The organism is Pseudomonas sp. 43A (assembly GCF_013363935.1).
Classification (GTDB): Bacteria; Pseudomonadota; Gammaproteobacteria; order Pseudomonadales; family Pseudomonadaceae; genus Aquipseudomonas; species Aquipseudomonas crudilactis.
In genome coordinates, this window is sequence record NZ_CP054880.1 from 5,746,649 (window position 1) to 5,762,391 (window position 15,743).

The 15,743-nt window shown below is 60.1% G+C and carries 22 protein-coding genes; 2 read left to right on the forward strand and 20 right to left on the reverse strand.

The features are described 5' to 3' along the window. Positions 1–58: 58 nt before the first annotated feature. Positions 59–484 (forward strand): PA3611 family quorum-sensing-regulated virulence factor, encoded by a 426-nt coding sequence (locus tag HUW52_RS25245; protein ID WP_016985722.1) that lies wholly within the window; start codon positions 59–61, stop codon positions 482–484. Here HUW52_RS25245 and HUW52_RS25250 read toward each other — a convergent pair whose 3' ends face one another. Further along, entirely contained in the window at positions 485–679 is a 195-nt protein-coding gene (locus HUW52_RS25250; RefSeq protein ID WP_150706119.1) for a hypothetical protein, read from the reverse strand. 339 nt (positions 680–1,018) lie between these two features. Here HUW52_RS25250 and HUW52_RS25255 point away from each other — a divergent pair, with 339 nt between their 5' ends. Beyond that, positions 1,019–2,137 (forward strand): TIGR00730 family Rossman fold protein, encoded by a 1,119-nt coding sequence (locus HUW52_RS25255; protein WP_175555186.1) that lies wholly within the window; start codon positions 1,019–1,021, stop codon positions 2,135–2,137. A 54-nt stretch (positions 2,138–2,191) separates the two neighbouring features. On the opposite strand, the gene recX is transcribed toward HUW52_RS25255, so the two are convergent. The 19 genes from recX to HUW52_RS25350 all read right to left on the reverse strand — a co-directional run bounded on the left by recX (position 2,192) and on the right by HUW52_RS25350 (position 15,742). After that, positions 2,192–2,662 (reverse strand): recombination regulator RecX, encoded by a 471-nt coding sequence (gene recX / locus HUW52_RS25260; RefSeq protein ID WP_016985719.1) that lies wholly within the window; start codon positions 2,660–2,662, stop codon positions 2,192–2,194. A gap of 8 nt (positions 2,663–2,670) precedes the next feature. Beyond that, positions 2,671–3,726 (reverse strand): recombinase RecA, encoded by a 1,056-nt coding sequence (gene recA / locus HUW52_RS25265; protein WP_007908746.1) that lies wholly within the window; start codon positions 3,724–3,726, stop codon positions 2,671–2,673. A gap of 83 nt (positions 3,727–3,809) precedes the next feature. Next, complete coding sequence (locus HUW52_RS25270; RefSeq protein ID WP_175555187.1) at positions 3,810–4,310, reverse strand: CinA family protein; 501 nt, start codon at positions 4,308–4,310, stop codon at positions 3,810–3,812. Between the two features lie 67 nt (positions 4,311–4,377). Further along, positions 4,378–4,896, reverse strand: coding sequence for a lysis system i-spanin subunit Rz (locus tag HUW52_RS25275; protein WP_016985029.1), 519 nt, complete (start codon positions 4,894–4,896; stop codon positions 4,378–4,380). Then, positions 4,875–5,441, reverse strand: a complete 567-nt coding sequence (locus HUW52_RS25280) for a glycoside hydrolase family 19 protein (RefSeq protein WP_016985030.1) — start codon at positions 5,439–5,441, stop codon at positions 4,875–4,877. The genes HUW52_RS25275 and HUW52_RS25280 overlap by 22 nt, the downstream gene beginning before the upstream one ends. A gap of 36 nt (positions 5,442–5,477) precedes the next feature. After that, entirely contained in the window at positions 5,478–5,732 is a 255-nt protein-coding gene (locus HUW52_RS25285; RefSeq protein WP_016985031.1) for a hypothetical protein, read from the reverse strand. Beyond that, a complete protein-coding gene (locus HUW52_RS25290; RefSeq protein ID WP_175555188.1) occupies positions 5,732–6,892 on the reverse strand; it encodes a hypothetical protein in 1,161 nt (386 codons plus the stop codon). The genes HUW52_RS25285 and HUW52_RS25290 overlap by 1 nt, the downstream gene beginning before the upstream one ends. A 9-nt stretch (positions 6,893–6,901) precedes the next feature. Continuing rightward, positions 6,902–7,342 carry a phage tail assembly chaperone gene (locus HUW52_RS25295; protein WP_175555189.1) on the reverse strand — a complete coding sequence of 147 codons (441 nt, stop codon included), beginning with the start codon at positions 7,340–7,342 and terminating at the stop codon, positions 6,902–6,904. A gap of 2 nt (positions 7,343–7,344) precedes the next feature. After that, positions 7,345–8,265, reverse strand: coding sequence for a phage tail protein (locus HUW52_RS25300; RefSeq protein WP_175555190.1), 921 nt, complete (start codon positions 8,263–8,265; stop codon positions 7,345–7,347). A 40-nt stretch (positions 8,266–8,305) separates the two neighbouring features. Further along, on the reverse strand, positions 8,306–8,773 hold the full coding sequence (locus tag HUW52_RS25305; RefSeq protein ID WP_175555191.1) for a phage tail assembly chaperone: 468 nt from the start codon (positions 8,771–8,773) through the stop codon (positions 8,306–8,308). Next, positions 8,773–9,699: a hypothetical protein gene (locus tag HUW52_RS25310; RefSeq protein ID WP_175555192.1), complete on the reverse strand. Its 927-nt coding sequence runs from the start codon at positions 9,697–9,699 to the stop codon at positions 8,773–8,775. The genes HUW52_RS25305 and HUW52_RS25310 overlap by 1 nt, the downstream gene beginning before the upstream one ends. Positions 9,700–9,720: 21 nt before the next feature. Continuing rightward, complete coding sequence (locus tag HUW52_RS25315) at positions 9,721–10,287, reverse strand: tail fiber assembly protein (protein WP_102902648.1); 567 nt, start codon at positions 10,285–10,287, stop codon at positions 9,721–9,723. 7 nt (positions 10,288–10,294) lie between these two features. Beyond that, on the reverse strand, positions 10,295–11,392 hold the full coding sequence (locus tag HUW52_RS25320; protein ID WP_175555193.1) for a phage tail protein: 1,098 nt from the start codon (positions 11,390–11,392) through the stop codon (positions 10,295–10,297). 139 nt (positions 11,393–11,531) lie between these two features. Continuing rightward, entirely contained in the window at positions 11,532–12,047 is a 516-nt protein-coding gene (locus HUW52_RS25325; protein WP_175555194.1) for a phage tail protein, read from the reverse strand. Next, on the reverse strand, positions 12,044–13,201 hold the full coding sequence (locus HUW52_RS25330; protein WP_016985040.1) for a hypothetical protein: 1,158 nt from the start codon (positions 13,199–13,201) through the stop codon (positions 12,044–12,046). The genes HUW52_RS25325 and HUW52_RS25330 overlap by 4 nt, the downstream gene beginning before the upstream one ends. A 13-nt stretch (positions 13,202–13,214) precedes the next feature. Next, positions 13,215–13,814 (reverse strand): YmfQ family protein, encoded by a 600-nt coding sequence (locus HUW52_RS25335; RefSeq protein WP_016985041.1) that lies wholly within the window; start codon positions 13,812–13,814, stop codon positions 13,215–13,217. Next, positions 13,802–14,845, reverse strand: a complete 1,044-nt coding sequence (locus HUW52_RS25340) for a baseplate J/gp47 family protein (RefSeq protein ID WP_175555195.1) — start codon at positions 14,843–14,845, stop codon at positions 13,802–13,804. The genes HUW52_RS25335 and HUW52_RS25340 overlap by 13 nt, the downstream gene beginning before the upstream one ends. Beyond that, on the reverse strand, positions 14,835–15,233 hold the full coding sequence (locus HUW52_RS25345; RefSeq protein ID WP_016985043.1) for a phage GP46 family protein: 399 nt from the start codon (positions 15,231–15,233) through the stop codon (positions 14,835–14,837). The genes HUW52_RS25340 and HUW52_RS25345 overlap by 11 nt, the downstream gene beginning before the upstream one ends. Beyond that, complete coding sequence (locus HUW52_RS25350) at positions 15,233–15,742, reverse strand: phage baseplate assembly protein V (RefSeq protein ID WP_016985044.1); 510 nt, start codon at positions 15,740–15,742, stop codon at positions 15,233–15,235. The genes HUW52_RS25345 and HUW52_RS25350 overlap by 1 nt, the downstream gene beginning before the upstream one ends. Position 15,743 lies beyond the last annotated feature (1 nt).

The following is a 15,743-nucleotide window of genomic DNA, read 5'->3' on the forward strand; positions in this document are numbered from 1 at the left end:
ACTGAACGCACAGTCACGTGGCTGGTCGAACCACCAGTCACTGAACCAGGAGAGTTTCATGCTGCGCCTTATCGTTCCCACCGCTGCCATTCTGCTGGCGTCGTCCTTCACCGCTCAGGCTGCCTCCCTGAGTGAGCAGAATCTGAACCGCGAGCTGCGCAACGTCGCCGCCCAGAGCAGCGTCGGCACGCCACGCGCCATCAGTGAAGACATTCTTGATCAGGGCTTCACCGTTGAAGGCACGCAGTTGATCAACCACCTGAGCGTGCAAAAGAGCCACGCCGACAAGATGCGCGCTGACCCTAAAGCCGTGTATTTCCAGTTGGGCGCCTCAGTGTGCAACAACCCATCGTTCCGCAAGCTGATGGCCAAGGGTGCGATCATGCGTTACGACTTCACCGAAGTGAAAACCAACAAAGCGATCGGCTCCGCCAGTTACCAGGAATCGGATTGCCCGAAAGCCGCCCCGGCGAAGAAGAAGTAATTATCGCGAATTGGCGCGCCGCTGTTCATCCTCGGCGCGCAGTTCGGCCAGCAAGGCCTGTAGATAGTGCGAACGGCGCTCGCCGCCCGCCAACCGCCGGCAGCACTCCTCTTCGAGACTGAGATGATTGGTCTCGGCTGCTGCCTTCAACATTCGATACAGCTGCGTATCGATCTCCAGAATCACTCTGGCCATGTGTCCCGCCTCCTTGCCACCCGCAAATCCTTGAATCGCGTGCACCGTGACGCAAAGCTGTCGTACGGCACCTGTACGTTAGTTAATCAGAGGGATTGCTGCTCGGCGCACGTTCGGACGAGCGGTGACGGAACGGGCGGAAAATCAATAAACGGTTGCCAGCCAAAACCTTGCAGCGCAATGATCAAGTCAGCGCGATTGCGTGCAAGGGTCTAGATTCAGAGTATTCCCGATCACTTTTCAACGGCAGACAAGGAACTGCCGATCGTGTGTTTTTTTGCAGCGCGGCACTGACGCCGCTCGTCAGGGCCAACCGCTCTGTGCAGAAGGAGACGTTGAATGCCTTACCAACCGAATGACCTCTTGAGTCGTCATTTTCAGGAAAGCGGCCCCGACCTCATCAGTAAGGTCGAAGAACAACTCAACCGTGTTTCCCCCAACAGCCCGAACATTCCGATCTACCGCGACATGATCCTGACCGTGCTGCGCATGGCTCAGGAAGACCACAACCGCTGGAATGCCAAGATCACGCTGCAAGCCCTGCGCGAACTGGAGCAGGCGTTTCGAGTACTGGAGCAATTCAAGGGCCGACGCAAAGTCACGGTGTTCGGCTCGGCGCGCACCCCCGTAGAACATCCGCTCTATGCCATGGCCCGAGAGCTCGGGGCCGCATTGACGCGTTCGGAGATGATGGTCATCACCGGTGCCGGGGGCGGCATCATGGCCGCCGCCCATGAAGGCGCCGGCCGCGATCATAGCCTCGGCTTCAACATCACCCTGCCCTTCGAACAGCATGCCAACCCCACCGTCGATGGCACCGGTAATCTGCTGCCATTCCACTTCTTCTTCACGCGAAAACTGTTTTTCGTCAAAGAAGCCGACGCGCTGGTCTTGTGCCCGGGCGGTTTCGGCACACTGGATGAGGCGCTGGAAGTGCTGACATTGATCCAGACCGGCAAAAGTCCATTGGTGCCCGTGGTGCTGCTGGATGCGCCGGGCGGCACATTCTGGCAAGGCGCGATGGACTTCATCCGCCAGCAACTCGAGGCCAATCGCTACATCCTGCCGACTGACATGAAGCTGATGCGATTGGTCTACAGCGTTGAAGAAGCCGTAGAACAGATCAACCAGTTCTATAGCAACTTCCACTCCAGCCGCTGGCTCAAGCGCCAATTCGTGATTCGTATGAATCACAAGCTCAGCAATCAGGCGCTGGCGCACATGCAGGAAGCATTCGCCGATCTATGCCTGAGCGACCAGTTCCATCAACACTCTTACGCTGGCGAGGAACACGATGAAGCGCAGTTCAGCCATCTGGCGCGGCTGGCCTTCGCCTTCAATGCCCGCACTCACGGACGCCTGAGGGAGTTGATCGATTACATCAACCTGCCGGAAAACTGGGCGGATTCCAAACCGCAAACAGCGCAACGCAGCCGCGAGCCGTCAAAGGCAATTTGAAGCAAAAAAAAACGGCCCGCTATTTCCATAGCGGGCCGTTTTTATTGAGGCGTCTTAATCGTCCATCCCTCGACCGCTGAACAAGCGGTTGATCATCTCCATCGAAAAGCCCCGATACGCCAGAAACCGGCCTTGTTTGGCCCGTTCTTTGGCATCAATCGGCAAATGCCCGGAGAATTTGCGCTGCCACGTTTCCCGAAGTTGCTCCTGCCAACTGATACCGCTTTCGCGCAGGGCGAGTTCGATATCGGCACGTTGCAAACCGCGTTGGCTCAGCTCCTCACGAATCCGTAGAGGGCCGTAGCCGGAACGGGCACGGTAGGAAACAAAGCTTTCAAGGTAACGGGCTTCGGAAAGCAGCCCCTCTTCTGTTAAACGGTCGAGGGCTGTTTCGATCATCTCCGTCTCAGCGCCGCGCTGACGCAGCTTGCGCGTCAGCTCGACTCGACCATGCTCGCGGCGTGCGAGCAGGTCCATAGCGGTTCGCCGCACCGCGACGAGGGTATCGAGTACGGCGGAGGTCATCGCTGCAATCAGATATCAGCGTCGGCCAGGTCGTCTTCAGTCTCTTTGACTGCAGAGGCCTTGGAGTCGATCACTGCCGGCGTCAGCAGTTTGTCACGCAGTTGCTTCTCGAGCTTCGCGGCGATTTCCGGGTTGTCCGCCAGGAACTTGGCCGAGTTGGCCTTGCCCTGACCGATCTTGGTGCCTTCGTAGGCATACCAGGCGCCGGACTTCTCGACGAAACCGTGCAGCACACCCAGGTCGATCATCTCGCCATTGAGGTAGATGCCTTTGCCGTAAAGAATCTGGAACTCGGCCTGACGGAACGGCGAAGCGACCTTGTTCTTCACAACCTTGACGCGGGTTTCGCTACCGACCACTTCGTCGCCCTCTTTCACCGCGCCGGTACGGCGGATGTCGAGACGAACCGAGGCGTAGAACTTCAGCGCGTTACCACCGGTGGTGGTTTCCGGGCTGCCGAACATCACACCGATCTTCATACGGATCTGGTTGATGAAGATCACCAGGCAGTTGGCGTTCTTGATGTTACCGGTAATTTTACGCAGCGCCTGGGACATCAGACGGGCTTGCAGGCCCACGTGCATGTCACCCATTTCGCCTTCGATTTCAGCCTTCGGTACCAGGGCAGCCACGGAGTCGACGATGATCACGTCAACGGCGTTGGAGCGCACCAGCATGTCGGTGATTTCCAGCGCCTGTTCGCCGGTGTCCGGCTGGGAAACCAGCAGGTCGTCGACGTTGACGCCCAGCTTGCCAGCGTACTCAGGATCGAGGGCGTGTTCAGCGTCGACGAATGCGCAGGTCGCGCCGGCTTTTTGAGCCTGGGCGATCACGGACAGTGTCAGTGTGGTTTTACCGGACGATTCCGGACCGTAGATTTCAACGATACGGCCTTTTGGCAGGCCGCCAATGCCGAGTGCGATGTCCAGACCCAGAGAGCCAGTGGAGATAGCCGGGATCGCCTGACGGTCCTGATCGCCCATACGCATCACGGCACCCTTGCCGAATTGACGTTCGATCTGACCCAGGGCCGCAGCCAAGGCTTTCTTCTTGTTGTCGTCCATTAAAGTCCTCACGTAATCAATAAGGCCTGACGGCCAACACCTGTATAAGTAGCCAGTATTATTCCACAGCGTTCGCGGATCGCCTACCCCTGATTTTCGATTTCTCGTGCCGCTAGTCGCAGGAGCCCCTCTAGCGCGGCCTTCACCGTTTGTCGGCGGACTTCATCACGGTTGCCGGGAAAGTGCTGCACCTCACTGGTTACCGATTCGCCAACGCCCCAGGCCAGCCACACAGTGCCCACCGGTTTGTTTGGCGAGCCACCGTCGGGCCCGGCCACCCCGCTGACCGCCACGGCAAATCGCGCCAGGCTTTTGTCCTGCGCACCACGCACCATCGCTTCAACCACCTCGCGACTGACCGCTCCGACCGTTTCGAACAACTCGACCGGCACATTCAGTTGCTGGGTTTTCTGCCGGTTGGAGTACGTCACATAGCCCGCCTCGAACCACGCCGAACTGCCGGGAATCCGTGTGATGGCTTCGGCAATTCCGCCACCGGTACAGGACTCAGCAGTGGTGACGTGGGCATTGAGCAGTTGCAGACGTCGGCCAAGGTCGGCGGCCAGTTGAGTGATCTCTTTCACGGCATGCTCCGGATCGTGTGGAATGCCTCCACCGTACACGACCCGGTTGCGCTTTCAATACACAGACTCATTCAAAATGTTCGGGCGCGAGCGCTCTGACATACGCCTGACACGCCTGCAAGGCAATCAGTCCGCGATCGCCGGTGTCGGTGATGGCGATAATTCGTTGAGCATGCGCCGGGTCAAGTCGGGCGCGTACGGCTGCATGATCCACGCCGCTGGCGTCGGAGGTGGCTGGCACGTTGCAGCCTTGGGCAACGTCGCCGGCGTCGAGAAGGACTGACAGGCGCACATCAGCAGTGGCAAGACGATCGCGCAGGCGATCCTGATCACGTTGGGCATCGCTCAGCGCTCGGTAATGGGTTTGTTCACTGGACGCGAGCCGTTGCTCCAGCGCCAGACGTTTATCCTGCTCGGCCTGTTGCGCGGTGGCGGCAGTCTGCGTCAGTTGATTAAGGGTTTCGGTGTTTAACCGGGCCTGCTCGGCCAATTGCCGTTCGTAGCGCCACTCCTGAAACTGCCAGGCCGCGGCAAAAGCAGCAGCGGCCAGCAACACAATGCCAATCATTCGCCAGGGGATTGGCATAGCACCACCCTCGCCCGCGCCCAGATTTCCAGACGATCCTGCAAGCCGTTCAACCCGCCGTTGATGCGACGGGTAATGGTGTTGAACTCGTCGCGGTCGGCCAGTGCGTTCAAACCTTTCTGCTCCCAAAACCATGCCGCGGACTCGGCCGCCCATTGCGGTTGTTCGAGCAGTTCAGGCAACGACAGCAGACGCTCATCGCCAAACAGACCGAGGCTGCACTGGCGGTAATTCGAACGGCCAGTAATCTGGATCAACCCGCGTCCGCGGTATTTTTGCCCGTCGCCGTCGGCTTCAGGCGTGTTGCCCAAACGCAAGGCCAACGTACCTGTGTCGTACTTGCTCAGGTATTGGTTATTGCCCAGTTCGCGCACATAACGCAATTGCCCCGACTCATGGCCGACTTGCGCAAGGAACGCCGCGATACGTTTCGGCGAGTCGATATGACGGCGCGCCATGGCACTGTTGAGCGCAGAAACAAAAACGCCCGCTTGGGAGCGGGCGTTGGGCATGATGTCGATAAGGTTGTTTTCAGTTAATTGCATAATGCTTGATCCTCCCTGGATATTGCCCCGATTGAATCATGGTTGAACGCCAATGCCGCTCAGCCATTTTTTTGCCAGAGTTTTCAGGGTGCTGTCCGGCGCGGGCTCTTCAGGCGATGCGAAGACCCAACCGAGGGTGCCGAAGTTAGCGGTCCAGTTGATTTGTGGCGTCGGAATGATTTCAGTGATGTCGACCCAGAGCAGATCCGGATGAAACATCTCGGCCATATTTCCATCGGTGGAGAACAACTCGACCACCGCGTCGTTGACGATGCGTGCGTAGGTTTTCATCAGGCGTACTCAAAGATGATCACGGCGCCCGGTGCTCCTGAAGCACCCGGCCGGCCAGACTGACTCGGGGCATTGGCGATGCCACCGGCTCCGGAACCGAACCCGGAGCCAGGTGCGGCAATGGCACCCTGCGCGCTGCTGGCAACCCCACCACTGCCCAAGGGAGAGTTGGCACCGTGTCCGGCCAGAGTCGACGCGTTGATGGATATACCTGACGAACCGGCAGCCCCGGCCATGCTGACGATATTTCCACCCTTCGCTGCCTGGCCGGGATAACCCCCGACATACAGGCCGGTACCGGGGAAGTTGGTGTAGCCGAGCGAGGTCGAACCTGCTCCGCCGGGCGCTGAAACCAGCGCCCCCAGAGAGCTGGTTCCGCCGGCTCCGGCGTCAGTTGCGATCAAGCCGCCGGCGCCACCGCCACCGACTGTTACCACCTGACTGGCTCCAACCGTCGAGGCTGGAAGCCAAGCCTCTGCATAACTGCCTGAGGCTCCTCCGCCGGCGGCTGAATATTGGGAAGCGACGGTGGCAACAATTCCTGCACTTCCTCCGCCACCGCCGACAACTTTCACCAGCACATTTTTCATGCCCATCGTCGGCACGTAAGTCCCCGACGCAGTAAACGTCTTCACGCCCAACAACCGCCCGGTGAAGCCGTTGCCACCGCTTGCAGAGACCAGCACCCAATTTTCCAGTGCTGCGCTATACGTCACCGAACACACACTGCCGCCGACAATCTCGGCAGGCCGCAATGCACTTGATGCAAGGTTGACCAGCGGCTTGGGCATCAGCCCATTCGGTGCAAACGTACTCGCCCCGGTATTGGCATTACCGGCAGTAAAACGCAGCGCCAATCCGTCCTTCAATACGGTGACGGCAGGCACATAATTGGCCATGTAGAGATTGGCGGCGCCGATGTCAGCGGCATGTTTGTCTTCACCCGCCTGACTGAGTTTTTTCACCGCTTGCAACAACTGGGTTGCATCGGCTTCGCTCGGCTCAAGACCGGCGGATTTGACGACGTTCAACAATTCATCGGTAACACCGTTACCCCAGGTCGCCGGGATCAACGATCCGGGCAATCCCGCGACGACGTCCTCATTGACGAATTTTCCATTCACCAGCCCGACGCTGGGAACGCTTTTGGGATAATCCACGTTAGTTCCTCAACTGTCTGTCCGAAGCAAGCCTTCCAGCCAGTCAGGCTCAACGGGTCGGGAAAGTAAATTCGGGAAGTCCGGATCATTCGGCCAATCACGCAGTGCCTGCCGATACGCCAATAGTTGTTTGAATTCCTCGGAGCGCAAAGTCGTACCCTCGCCCACTTCCAGTTCTTCGGCATCACGAAACACCAGCCACTGGGTGTTTTGCAGAACGCGGTTGCGCCATGCGCGCTCGTGGCTGGCAAGCGTTTCAGGAGAAACGACGGGGTCGGTCAAAACGGGCTGACCACTGGCACTGGCACTGATGACTTTGCCGCTCGCCTGCCCGGCGAACAGCTCGGCGTATTGCGCCTGGGTGATTTCAACCGCCCCTTCAGGCACTTCGGGAAGTGCGCTGTCGACCCGATCAAAGCCGAGGCTTTGTGCATAAAAGTAAATCGTCATGGTCAGTACCCCCAAACCAGAATGCGACCCGAAATGCCCGAATCAACCTTGACACTTGAAGCCTGGACACTTCGGACCCGAGCCACCACTGTCGTTGTCGTGGAGTTCGCGCCGTCAAATGCCCAAACCGTGACGTTGGAGGCCCCCCAACCTGCCGGGTAGCCTTCATTGGCAACACCGCCGACGACAGCATTGGGAAACCTGATCGGCAGCGACACTGTCATGTTGCCATTCGCATCGGAGCCCCCCGTTACCCACTGCAGGATCAAACCGCTGGGAAACTTTTGATATCCAGCTGTGGCGAACTGTGCGGCGTAATTAACGGAGTACTTCAGCGCAGCGGTGCCATACACCACCCACACTCCAGACTCTCTGACAAAGTTCGCACTCTCACCATTGTTCAACACGATCGAGGCCAGATAAGCCCCTTGCGGACTGATCTGCGTGCCGGTTTTACTGGCCACGGTGACGGGTGCGCTGTTGCGGCAATGCAGGCTGATCGTGGCACCGCTCGGCACCGCAGCGGCATCCGGAAGCGTCACGGTATACGTCGCGTTGCCACCGAGACCGATCGAGCAGCCAACGTCGGCCTGAGTCAATTGGGTGGCGGCGAATATACCGCGAGCACTTGCGTAGCTGCCCAGCGCCCGCTGCACAAACTCGGACGTTGCTGCAGAGCGCCCGCCATCAAACTGGGGCGCTGTCATGAACAATGCCGGGCTGCGCAGCGCCCCCAGCAACTGATTATTCGACGACTCGTTCGGTGCCAGACCGGCAGCTTGAACGACGTTGAGAATTTCTTGCGTGACGCTGTTGCCCCATGTCGCCGGGATCAGCGAACCGGGTTTTCCGGCAATGGGGTCCTCATCGACAAACTGGCCGTTGACCAGTCCGACACTGGGCACACTCTTGGGATAATCCAATGTTCATCTCCTTGATTGAAATACAGTGGGCGCGCTGGCCTCAGCCAATCACTCTGGCCAGCCAAAGCGGTGCTGACGGTCGGGAATCCGCTGCGGGAAAAAACGCCGAATCAGGCCAGTCGCGCAGCATTTGTCGGTACTCGAGCAATTCCAGATACTGAGCGGCCTTGAGCAAGGTTCCGCGCCCCAGTTCCTGCTCATCGCGATGGCGAGTGACCAGCCATTCGGTCGCAGAAAGGGATGCCTGACGCCAGCTACGCTCCGCTGCCGCAGGCGCTTGATCTGCAACAACCGGCGCCTGGAGGATCACCGGACTTTGTTGCGCGGGCAGTGGGTCGGCAGCTGTCGGCAACTCACTGATCGGCGCGCCGATTTCGACCGCCTGCCCCTCCGGCACTCGCACCATCGACTCGACAAAAGACGGCGCGAACAGTTGGCTGATTGCGTAGTCACCGGTGTCGATCCGTTCGACGACTACGCCGTTCTCGATCCGTGCATAAACGGCCATTACTCGTACTCCCAGATTTCACAGAAGGCGTTGCCGCCGACACCGCTAAGGACAGAGGCGGACGCACTGGTCGAACAAGAACCGCTGCCACCCGAGCCTCGGCTCCCTGAAGTACCGGGGCCACTGAGGCCCATCAACGGGCCACCGCCATCAAACGGGCTCGCCCCACCACCGCCAGCCAATACGCCCCAATTGGCGTTGTACATGGCGTAACCACCGCCCACTCCACGTGCGTTAGCCAAGTTGCCACCCGTGACGGCTTGCCCTCCGGCGCCACCCTGAACGAAGCCGACTGCCGTGGCTGTCACGGGGAAGGTCAGGATTTGCCCGCCCATGCCTCCCGCCGCGCTCATGTAGCTGCCAAAAGAAGCACCACCACCGGCCTGCCCCATCGCGTTACGTGAGGCGCCACCCGCTCCCAGTGAAACCGGCACGCCGGCCATCATTTCCGCGCTCACGTCATACAAACTCTCGCCATAGGCGCCACCACCACCGCCACCGCCGATGCTGTGATAACCCGCCGCCACCGGTGCACAGCCTCCCCCCGAGCCACCGGCTCCAACCAGACGCACACGAATGCGCCGGGCTCTTGGGTTGGGCTTGTAAACCGTGATCCCGACCGTCTCGAACTGTCGAACTCCCAGCAACCGCCCCACCGCATCGGTGATGCCGTAACCAGCCAACGTGGTTGGGGTATTTTTCAGTTTGCTGAAGTCGACCAGGGCACCGATCGCCGTCGCCAACTGATCGTTTTTCGTTTCATCCGGCGTAATCCCGGCGGCCTTGATCGCATTGAGAATTTCTTGCGTGACGCTGTTGCCCCACGCGGCTGGGATCAGTGAACCCGGTGTTCCGGCGACGGGGTTTTCATCGGTGAAGCCACCATTGACCAGTCCCACACCGGGTATGCTTTTCGGATAATCCATTGCACGTCTCCTTGTGCGGGCTCAGTCAGCGCCAGCGGCGCCAGGCACCACCGGCCAAGAGATGTTTTCGGGAAAGCCGCCCTGCTTTTCAATGCGGTTCAGCTCGACGCTGTAGAGCTTCCACTCGATCAGCAGCAGTTGTTCGTCATGGCTGGCATCGCCGATGTCTTCGGCGTATTGCAGGGGCGCGATGCGCAGGACGGCGTCGCGCAGTAAGGCATCACGTTTAGCGAGAACGATGCGTTTGCAATCCGCCAGTTGCGCAACTTCATCGACCCGCCAAGCGTTATCCACCCAGACGTGAAAGCCACCTGGCCAAGGCAACCGGGTGAAGCCTTCCGGCAACTCGCCCAGTGCTGTCCAGGTTTCCCGGATGCCCGTGTCAGTTCGATAAACATCGCCGCGGCAATCGATCTGCTGTTGCAGCGAGCCGTTGTCATAGGCCCAGGCGAACCCCTCGGGCGCCGGCGACAGTTCGATGCTTAGCGTCACCGCATTGCTGGGCAGCTGCAGACCGATTCCCGGCACGAGCGGGAACTCGACAGGGCCGACCAGGGCACCGCTGTCATCTATCAGATAATTGAACATGGGCACCTCAGATCAGTTTGATTCGCGCGGGAAGGGCGATGTTTCGCGGTCGGGTTTCGCCGGCGAAAATGCCGATATTGCCGATGAATGTGTCGGAGTCGAATGCCGGGTTGGGATAGGTCGTCGCAATGGTTCCGCTGGTGGGATAAAAATTGACGTCGCTGGAAACACTCCAGACGGTATCGGGGATAGCAGGCGCAGGACGGTTGGAAGAACCTGTACCGGTCGGCAAGTAGTGGTTGTGGCTTTGCAGTGCATGGTTCTGCAAACTGCCAACGACTCGTCCAACATCCATACCCCGGTTTTCATCAAGGACTCGCAGAAATTCACCGCGAACCTCGGGTATTCGAAAGGTCGACGCACCGTCGCCAGTGGTCCACGCACCTTCTCGGGTAAGTCGGGCCGCTTCGGTCGTCAAGACTCCCGAAGCCTGGGCGAAGTCCCACAGCCAAGGCCATTCCGCACGCTTGAAAAAGTTACCGTTGAGCAGGCCATAACCGCCGGGATTCAGCGCCATTGTGGTTTCAAACGAGGGTCTGCCCAGCGGGGTATTGTCGAAGCGTCCAACCGGCCACCAACTGCCAGCACCGTCACTGCGCAACTGCCACCAGTCCCCACCGCCCATCAGCACCAGAAACGGATAGCCGTTCGCTGACAGATGTGTATGAAACCTAATCCGGTCGCCGCCGGATGCCTGGACTACCAACCGGTTAACCGAGTTATCCATACGACGAACAATCACATCGCGCACACCCAGAGCAGCATTGGCCGCTGGCAATGTCACAGTCATGGGCGCGGTGCCCCCATCAATCAGTACCAGGCCAAGTTCTTGTTCGGTGAGTGTCTTCGTTGCGGCGAGGCGAGTGATGATCGAACGCATCGGGCTGGCGTTGCCGACAATTGACTGAATCGCCTTGAACAACTGAGTGGTGTCCGCCTCTGAGGCCACCAACCCACCCCCTGTAATCACACTCAGAATTTCCTGAGTCACACTGTTGCCCCACACTGCCGGAATCAACGACCCCGGCGTACCCGCCACCGGGTTTTCATCGACGAAGCGGCCATCGACCAGGCCGACGCTGGGGACGCTTTTTGGATAATCCATAGATTGTTCGTTCCTTTGAAATGACAAATGACCGGCGTCGACACAGCGTCTTCTGCGTGCCTGTACACGGTCCGTTTTCTGAAAATAAAAAGCCCACAACGAAGTGGGCCTGGGTGACGCTGAACGAAGGCTTTTCGGCTTAGCTGGAAAGGCCGCTGGCCAATTCGCGAATGGCAACCAACGCTTCGTCACCAGCGCTGCGCGCCAGATCCATGTTGCCCTTGGCAGCCTGTACGCGAATTTGCGCTTTGGCCTTCAGGCGCAGCGTACGCAGCGCCAGCAGATGGTCGGTCAGTTGATCGGCCTTGCTCAGAATCTGCTCGGCGGCCTGTTTGGCGCTGCGCCCTTTGGCGACCCACGCAGCGACCGACAGTGGCACTTCCTTTTTTGGGTAACCGGCGTCCTGATAGGCCTGTGCGTCGGCGGCGGCCTGGGCGTATTCCATGGCTTTGAGCGGGTCGCCAGCCAATGCGATGCGAGTGCTGTCGGCAGCGGCGTCGACTTTGACGCAAATCTGTTCAACTTCCTGCGCATTCAATTCAGTCTGTTTGTCAGCGTTCAGAACCCATGCCTGACCGTCCCAGTCATGGGCGGCAGAGGGTTGAGGAAGGCGCATTTCGCCGTCGAACTGATGAAGCTCCTGAATAACGATCATCGAATAAGCTCCCAGGACAATTGGACGTTGACGGCATCGGCGAAATTGACCGCGATACCGACACTGTAATCAGTGACCGGATGGCTCTTGATGCCCATGCTCAGTAGCAGTTCATCACTCTCGGCGTTCGACTGGCCAAGGTTGTGCTCTGCCTGATAGCACTGCCACAGCGAGCGCAGATTGGCATGGTCGAAACTGGCGGCCAGCGTTGAAACCGTCACGTCGTTGACGATGTTGTTGGTAAACAACACACACGGGGAAACCGTTGCGGGGTTCCAGCCACCAGCATTATTGGAGCTGCCAGCAATCATGGGCGACAGGAAACAATAATTGCCCCCCGCCCAGCCGGTTGATGGAAAACCAACAGCCGTCACTGCGGTTGACGACGGTGTCGGGTTGCCGGCAACCAATCGTGCAGAACGAGCATGGGGATCCAGAGGCAGGAAAATTGCGCCCGTTCCGTTGACCGTCTGAGTCCAGGTCAAACGAGCACGGTTGTAGATGGTTCGAACCGTGGGCACCGAGCCCGGTGCGCCGGTCACGATCCAGGCCAGACACATGTCCAGTGCCGTCGACTGGAAGCCGCCACCGGCAGCACCGTTGACCGTTCCTTTCAACGATTCGGGCGTCACGTCATGGATGTTGCCACGCTGCACGTAGAACGTCAGCGCACCGCCAGAGACCTGAGCGCGTAAAAAGTAATGGCTGCTGGGCAACAGATCCGCACTGCTCCAGGCCGACGTCACAAAGGTGCGCGAACGACCCAACTGACCATTCACGACTTCCTGACCGAGGCTGATATAAGTGCCTGCCGCAATCGAAACCCTGCCACCACTGGTGGATGCCGCAGCCGGGCTGACCGTCAACCGACCATCGGCGGTGGCCACCGTCGGCAGCGGCAATGCCACCAGCGGCAACGCCAGATCCTGATTCCAGCCCTTGGCCGTCACCGACTGAATCGCTTGCAGCAACTGATCGTATTTTTTCTCGTCCGGCGTCAGACCCGCCGCATTGATCACACTGAGAATTTCCTGCGTAACCCCATTCCCCCAATCCGCCGGAATCAGCGATCCCGGGGTTCCGGTCATTGGGTTCTCATCGACAAACTTCCCATTCACCAAGCCGGCGCTGGGCACACTGTTCGGATAATCCATGGCTTATTCCTCCCTAGTCATAATTGATGTGCACCTTGGTATGCGCCGGTGCGCTGCGGTGAATCAGGCATTCCAGCGCCGAGCCCGGATTGACGCCGAAGCGCTCGCCCCAGTAGCTCGCGCCGAAACGCCGACCCAGCAACAAACGGCCGCCGGTGTTGAGCGTCCACATGAACTGCGCTTCCCACGTGCCCCAGTGCGCCGAGCCGAAACGCGAACGGCCCATGCGCGGGGCTTCAAGTTCGGTGATCGTGGCGTTGGGATAGCCCTGGCTTTTGGCGATTTCGAGGTAATAGCCGACGGCCTGACTGCCGACCGCGAGCAAGCGTCGGCGTACGGCGAGGCGACGGTCGTCGAACAGTGGCGTGGCGCCCAGGCACGGGTCGGGCAGGTTCATCACCCTTTCCCAGTCCGGCACCAGTTCGCTGACCCCGGCCGGGTCCATTTCGTTGAGCAGGTCGGCAGCACGCGCATCGAGGCGCGCCAGTTCGACGGCAACGCCTTGCAGCACTTCCTCAAGCTCCGGCACGCGCTCCGGGTCCCACGCCGGGCCACTGGGCAGCAAGGCGCGCAGTTGCGCCTGATATTGCGCGGCGGTTCTTATGCCCCCCATACACAACCTCCGAAGGTCAGCAGTTCGCTGTCGTTGGCCGTGACGTTGGCCACGGGCGCTGTCAGCACGTGGTCGGTTTCACCGGCGGCGCTGCTGATCGCTTCGCGAATATGGCTGATCAGCAGATCCTCGCCGAGGTCGGCCTCGCGGTTGTGCAGATCGCGCAGTTGGGTTTCGACGGCTGCGCGTACAGCGCTGGTGTCGGGGGTCAACTTCAGGCGATAAGTCACCGGCACCTGAATCGGCGGAAGCACATGCACTTCAGCCGTCACCGGGCGCAGCGGCTCGATGTAGGCCTGCACCTCGGCCAGTTGCTCGTCGTTCGGCACCGGTTGCGGGTCGTCGTCACGCATGATGTACACGCCGACAGTGCCCGGGCCAAGCAAGCCACCACGGCACCAGGCGCGCGTCACGCCGGGCACTTCCAGCGCCCAGGTCTCGTAGTCGCTGGCCGAGCCGCCATGGGGAATCACGCGGTAGGAACGGATCACCCGCGAACGCAGCGACTCCAGACTTTCCCGCGCCACGCCGCCGCTGAGTCCCGGCGCCAGCACGACAAAACTGTTGCCGATCACGCCGGCAATCGGCTGCACCGGTGTCAGCGCCAGCCCGGCGTCGGCATTGCCCAGACTGCCGGCATCCAGCGCGGCGATGGTGGTGGTATTACTGCCATTGGCCGTAGTGCGTGCGGCGGTGACCTTGTAGGTGCGGCCGTCATTGGTTTGCAGCAGCGTATCGGCGTCCAGCACCGCGCCGGCAGTAGCGGTAAAACTGACGCTGCCGGTAGCCACTTGCGCGGGTTTGCGCGGCTGGTTCAGACGCAGAGCGGCAATGCGCTCCAGGGTCGACTCGTCGGCCTTGTCCGGCAGAATCTGTTCGGCAATCCAGTCGAGATAACCGTACAGACCATAAGCCGCGCCACCGAGGGTACGGGCCAGCACTTGCGCATCGGACTGGCGCAGCGAATCGCCGGCCAGGTCGCTTTGGGTGCGCTTGATCAGCACCGGCAGCGAAGGGGTTTCAAACGGCATAGATCACCTGCCAACTGTTATCGGGGTTGATGTCCAGACGTTCGCCGTCGGCCAGGGTCAGGACCGTGCGCAGGTTCAGGCGCTGGGCGTCGAGGCGTTCGCTGATGATGTCGATGGCGCTGCAATGGCCGTCGTCGATCAGCCACTGCAAGGCTTCACGGGCGTAGAACTCGGCGTCCATCTGCGTTTGTCGGGTCAGTTTCACCCGGCGCAGCAGCCATAGCCGCGAGCCGATGCGGTCGTCGGCAACGGTGGGAAACGTGTCGCCCCACCAGCCGAAACGTTCGTCGTCGTCGAGGGCGTCGTCATCGGCGGCGCGGCGCCAGGTGAACAGGCTGATCAGTACGGAGCGGGTCAGTGCAGCGTGGAGATTCGGGCTGATCAGCATCACTTGCCTCCTGCCGGCGCGCCGGTCTGGCCGCTGCCGGCTTGTACGCCGACATGCACGTGTTTGATCTGGCTGATGCCACCGGCGAGTTGATCGCCGGTGGAAACGATCTTGCCGGTCTGGTTGATCACCGGCGTATCGAAGTTCACCGCGCTACTGGCGCGGATGTTCAGCGTGGCGGTTTCAATATCGATGATCCGCCCGCGCTTGAAGTGAATCTTGTCGCCCTCGTCGGTGTAGATTGCCACTTCACCCGAAGCGAGCGATTGCAGGCGATAACGGCGATCGGCAATGACCAGGGCGATGGCGTGGGAACGGTCGCCACCGATGAAGGTGACGACACCTTCGGCACCGGCCAGCGGATGGCTGGTGAAGCCGTAAGGTTCGAAGTGCTCCATGTCGTCATTCACTTCGCCGGCGGTGAGGCGCATTTGCAGCGATTGCAGCTTGGATGCCGAATTGGCGAGCACGACAGTGCCGCGCGCCAGCAGGCGTGTCAGTAGGCTCATG

Coding starts and splice junctions, on each gene's coding strand:
- HUW52_RS25245 (WP_016985722.1), top strand. CDS start 59: ATGCTGCGCCTTATCGTTCCCACCGCTGCCATTCTGCTGGCGTCGTCC.
- HUW52_RS25250 (WP_150706119.1), bottom strand. CDS start 679: ATGGCCAGAGTGATTCTGGAGATCGATACGCAGCTGTATCGAATGTTG.
- HUW52_RS25255 (WP_175555186.1), top strand. CDS start 1,019: ATGCCTTACCAACCGAATGACCTCTTGAGTCGTCATTTTCAGGAAAGC.
- recX (WP_016985719.1), bottom strand. CDS start 2,662: ATGACCTCCGCCGTACTCGATACCCTCGTCGCGGTGCGGCGAACCGCT.
- recA (WP_007908746.1), bottom strand. CDS start 3,726: ATGGACGACAACAAGAAGAAAGCCTTGGCTGCGGCCCTGGGTCAGATC.
- HUW52_RS25275 (WP_016985029.1), bottom strand. CDS start 4,896: ATGCCAATCCCCTGGCGAATGATTGGCATTGTGTTGCTGGCCGCTGCT.
- HUW52_RS25280 (WP_016985030.1), bottom strand. CDS start 5,441: ATGCAATTAACTGAAAACAACCTTATCGACATCATGCCCAACGCCCGC.
- HUW52_RS25285 (WP_016985031.1), bottom strand. CDS start 5,732: ATGAAAACCTACGCACGCATCGTCAACGACGCGGTGGTCGAGTTGTTC.
- HUW52_RS25295 (WP_175555189.1), bottom strand. CDS start 7,342: ATGACGATTTACTTTTATGCACAAAGCCTCGGCTTTGATCGGGTCGAC.
- HUW52_RS25305 (WP_175555191.1), bottom strand. CDS start 8,773: ATGGCCGTTTATGCACGGATCGAGAACGGCGTAGTCGTCGAACGGATC.
- HUW52_RS25310 (WP_175555192.1), bottom strand. CDS start 9,699: ATGGATTATCCGAAAAGCATACCCGGTGTGGGACTGGTCAATGGTGGC.
- HUW52_RS25315 (WP_102902648.1), bottom strand. CDS start 10,287: ATGTTCAATTATCTGATAGATGACAGCGGTGCCCTGGTCGGCCCTGTC.
- HUW52_RS25320 (WP_175555193.1), bottom strand. CDS start 11,392: ATGGATTATCCAAAAAGCGTCCCCAGCGTCGGCCTGGTCGATGGCCGC.
- HUW52_RS25325 (WP_175555194.1), bottom strand. CDS start 12,047: ATGATCGTTATTCAGGAGCTTCATCAGTTCGACGGCGAAATGCGCCTT.
- HUW52_RS25330 (WP_016985040.1), bottom strand. CDS start 13,201: ATGGATTATCCGAACAGTGTGCCCAGCGCCGGCTTGGTGAATGGGAAG.
- HUW52_RS25335 (WP_016985041.1), bottom strand. CDS start 13,814: ATGGGGGGCATAAGAACCGCCGCGCAATATCAGGCGCAACTGCGCGCC.
- HUW52_RS25340 (WP_175555195.1), bottom strand. CDS start 14,845: ATGCCGTTTGAAACCCCTTCGCTGCCGGTGCTGATCAAGCGCACCCAA.
- HUW52_RS25345 (WP_016985043.1), bottom strand. CDS start 15,233: ATGCTGATCAGCCCGAATCTCCACGCTGCACTGACCCGCTCCGTACTG.
- HUW52_RS25350 (WP_016985044.1), bottom strand. CDS start 15,742: ATGAGCCTACTGACACGCCTGCTGGCGCGCGGCACTGTCGTGCTCGCC.